The following is a 3,695-nucleotide window of genomic DNA, read 5'->3' on the forward strand; positions in this document are numbered from 1 at the left end:
GACTTGAACTCTGCCGCATACCGTTTCCGCGTAACCTTGCCCATAAAACCCGTCCTCGTTCAGGCCAGATGATAGCTTATCGCCCTGTCCGAAAAATGGGGACCACCTCTTCTTGCCTTTTCGATACCGTCTGACAAGCTTTGAAACGTAAAATAAAGAACCTTATTGAGAGGCTATATTTTTTGTTTGTTTAGCAAAATCTGCTACACTCACGTGCTACACCGCTTGAAAAATCTTTATGTTTTTCAAAGCTTTAATTGGTTGCACTACGGGATTGTGTAGTTTCGAGTCCCGCAGCTCGCATATTTCCTTTGTGGCAGAGGCTGAAGGCATCGCCCCCGAAGGAAGATAGTCTTCTTTGTAAGGTCGCGTTCAGTAGTGGGAGACGGACCAGAGCTGAAAAGCGAGGCCAGAATACTCGAAGTTCCGGAACATTAGGGTACAGCCGACAGATCGGCCTTCCCTGCCCGGCCGACAGACTGCCATCCTGCTACAGCATTTTTTGTCTGTCCGATGACCTTATGACTCCGGCGCGGGTGCGTTAATTCCGAAATCCTTTTCCGGTTCCGCAAACGTTTTTCTGATCAGCAACCACCCGCAGGTCTGTCCGTTCGCCTTACAGGTCAACTGGCTGACTGAAGGAAACGTCATCATGAAAAAATTGCTCATCGTGCTCGCGGCAACAGCGTTTCTGTCCACTTGCGGATCTCCCGTTAGCGGACCCGGCGGTGCAACTCCCGCCAATGCCGGCCCGGACATGGATCATGATATGCCTGCCGCAGGAACGGCTCATGGTGCGGTAACAGCGAAGCCTGACAGGTGAGAGTCCTTTATGCGAGCGATCTGGCCTGGCCACTGAGCAGGGATTCCTTGCTCCGATCATCTGCGACATCCGTTGTGTGAAGGCGATACTCTGCCGCCGCGAAAGGACAATGTCGCAGTGACCGGGTGCGTCCCGGACACTGCGCTCAGTGAAGGATCGGACAGGTCGTCTTTTCTCCGGGCAGATGGTCGAAATTGCACCTGATCGCGCCATCCACAGGCAGATTATGCGGGTCGGGCTTCTGACAGCAAGCTGCGAGAATGGCGAGAATTGCCATGACGAGGATGCTCTGCTTCTTCATGCTTACCGGTCCTTTTTCAGTCATATCCGCGCCCTCTGAAGACGGTATTCTTACCAGCCGCCCGGCGAGGCACCCATCGGAGAGGCACCCGCTCCGGCACCGTAACCTCGTTCTGCACCAAAGCCTGTTCCGACACTCATCTGGCCGTGCATCCTGCCATCCGGGGGCGTGCTGTCATCCTGCGGGACGTTAGTCCTGTTCAGAGGAGAGCGCAGAAGCGCGGCCCTGTCATCCATGGGCCTGGGATGGGAGCAGCCAGTGAGCATGCAGAGAGATGCGATTCCGATGATGGTCAGCTTCATGACTGCTGGTTCTTCCTCAATGGCACGTCCGCACCCCCGGTTGTGTGACGGATCAGCGACGGCGTGTGCGTTGCCCCGGTGGATGCTCATACAGGTAATGGCGGCGGGATTCAGCCATGAGGCAGCGCCCGCGGGCCGCCCGGTCGGAAATCTCATTGCAGCGGTGAAGTGTCGCGCGATCACGATGCACTTCCTGATGCGGTGTTAACGGAGTGTGGTCGGAGCATGCGGCCAGCAGGACCGCCACTGATGCCAGTGTCAGAGTTCGTTTCATTCTTTTCTCAACCGTAAACCGGCTCTCCCACCGTTCTCCGCGATGAACTCCACGCAGCGGATTCCAGGGCGGCGCGGATGGTGGAGAGAGAAGCCAGCCTGCCAGCTTTGTTCGGCACACTTATTGGTGAAAGGCCTGATCGTGGTGATATGCATCACGTATCATCAGGCAGAGTGATCGGGAAACGCGCTCCGGACCAGAGCTGTTGCTGTCATAGCCTCTGTCTCCGATGACGTCTTCTGTCTCATCGGGAAGATCTGCCAGCGGAACATCCGCGCCTCTGAAGTCACTGATCTGCCCCGCAGTCAGATGAAGGCGGACCGGGCGGCCCTGATTATCACACACGGTATGGAGTTTTGAGTTCAGGCCAGAGTTTTGTCCCCGGATACCGGTACTGGCGGCGGAAGCTCATTTCCTTTGAGTGCCGCAGTGAAGGCTGCCCAGTCTCTGTGAGTCTGTTTTGCATATGCGACGGAAAACCGACTGACAGCATTCGCAAACGCAGCGCCTTTGCCCAGGTAACCGGCGATTGTCACGACATCGCCGGAACGGGCATGTGCCCGGGCAAGAGCGCGGCCGCAGAGTCGGGCGTAATCCGCGAGCCCTTCCTGCGCGAAATCCGAACCAATGGCAGCAAGGCGGGCATCTTTGAGACGACGGACATAGAACTGGCGGCCCGCGCCGGACAGATCCGGAGTGGCATCAGGCTGCCCGTCGCTATGAGTCCAGCCGAGAAAGGAATCCGAGACAGCCTGAGTGATGCGCTGACCGGTGACAACGCGCTCACCCTGATTGTGAAATCGGGTGCCCCCTGCAAAAGGAGCCAGAACGGAGGTCTGTGCTTCCTTGATCTGAAGCAGCAGCGTTTCACCATCGGCTGTAGCAAAGAGCCCGATGGCACAGAAAGTGCCAACGCTGCCAATACCGACAACCTTGAAGACGACATCCCGCAGACGGTAACGGTCGAGCAGAATGGCACGCTCGGGCGGCTGCGTGGCAGCATAACGCGCAAAGGCGTGACGAATCGTATCCTCCTCGGCGGGCAGGCGCATGACGAGCGGAGGACGTTCCCGGAAAGAAGGCGCACGCCCGTCATCGACGACAAGACCGAAATGGTTTCGGGCACTGTCCAGACGACGGGCCAGCTGCGCCTGAACACGATCGCGGACTTTGCGATCTGCAAAATGTGCGATCGCAGCTGTCAGATCAATGCGGTCGGTCCACACCGCAATCGGGGCCAGTCCGGCAAGGCGTGTCATCTCGCCTGTATAAATAAGCGCCATCTCTTCAGAGAGCGCCCGAGCCGCTTTGTCTGGCATTCCGGCCTCAAGACCGGCGAGAACGAGAGAAGTGCCAAGACGTTTGACGTCCCACTCGAAGGGAGCCCGAAGAGTCTCATCAAAATCGTTAATGTCGAAAACCGGGACACCCTCGGGAGAAGCGTAACTCCCGAAATTGGCAAGATGGCAGTCGCCGCAGGCCTGCACCGTCAGGCCGGTTGCGGGTGTGTGAGCAAGATCGGCCGCCATGACGGCAGCAGCACCACGCAAAAATGCGAAAGGTGAAGCTTTCATTCGGGCGTAACGCACCGGCAGCAGATCAGGAATGCGGCTCCTGCCCTGGGCAGCAAGAGTGGCTGTCGGACTCATCCGGTCAGCTGGTGGTGTCCAGTCTGCCTGACTGGCGCGGGAGACCGTTTTACGGAGAGATACGCCTCGGGCCCGTCGCTCCGCGCGGGTCAGGAGGCGCGAGCCAATGTCCGGACTGGAGGGGGCACCGGCGTGAATACTGGAATCGTCCATGGAGGCAGTATGGACATCCGGCGAGACTGATACCAGCGGGGAGATACAGAGCCCGGAAGACTCACACTTTAAACAGTAACCGGTCTTAGTGTCTGACCGAAAATGAGTTGAGTGATTTCAGCGGGTTATGATTCATGGGTTTGCGATAACCTGATGAGATCAAGATGGCCTGGACTGAAATCACCCGAGCGCA

Annotated in this window: 5 protein-coding genes; 2 read left to right on the top strand and 3 right to left on the bottom strand. The window is 57.5% G+C overall.

The genetic code is table 11. The features are described 5' to 3' along the window. Window positions 1–652 precede the first annotated feature (652 nt). On the top strand, window positions 653–823 hold the full coding sequence (locus GOB85_RS18380) for a hypothetical protein (protein ID WP_173578822.1): 171 nt from the start codon (window positions 653–655) through the stop codon (window positions 821–823). 148 nt (window positions 824–971) lie between these two features. Then, window positions 972–1,163 carry a hypothetical protein gene (locus tag GOB85_RS18385; RefSeq protein WP_173578823.1) on the top strand — a complete coding sequence of 64 codons (192 nt, stop codon included), beginning with the start codon at window positions 972–974 and terminating at the stop codon, window positions 1,161–1,163. A gap of 11 nt (window positions 1,164–1,174) precedes the next feature. Here GOB85_RS18385 and GOB85_RS18390 read toward each other — a convergent pair whose 3' ends face one another. The 3 genes from GOB85_RS18390 to GOB85_RS18400 form a co-directional block, all read right to left on the bottom strand. Further along, window positions 1,175–1,609 (bottom strand): hypothetical protein, encoded by a 435-nt coding sequence (locus GOB85_RS18390; protein WP_173578824.1) that lies wholly within the window; start codon window positions 1,607–1,609, stop codon window positions 1,175–1,177. A gap of 211 nt (window positions 1,610–1,820) precedes the next feature. Further along, window positions 1,821–2,087, bottom strand: a complete 267-nt coding sequence (locus GOB85_RS19845; protein WP_408737089.1) for a transposase — start codon at window positions 2,085–2,087, stop codon at window positions 1,821–1,823. Next, on the bottom strand, window positions 2,063–3,502 hold the full coding sequence (locus tag GOB85_RS18400) for a DUF2252 domain-containing protein (protein ID WP_173578825.1): 1,440 nt from the start codon (window positions 3,500–3,502) through the stop codon (window positions 2,063–2,065). The genes GOB85_RS19845 and GOB85_RS18400 overlap by 25 nt, the downstream gene beginning before the upstream one ends. Window positions 3,503–3,695: the final 193 nt, after the last annotated feature.

Origin of the sequence: Acetobacter fallax, from assembly GCF_011516735.1 — a bacterium.
GTDB classification, from domain to species: domain Bacteria; phylum Pseudomonadota; class Alphaproteobacteria; order Acetobacterales; family Acetobacteraceae; genus Acetobacter; species Acetobacter fallax.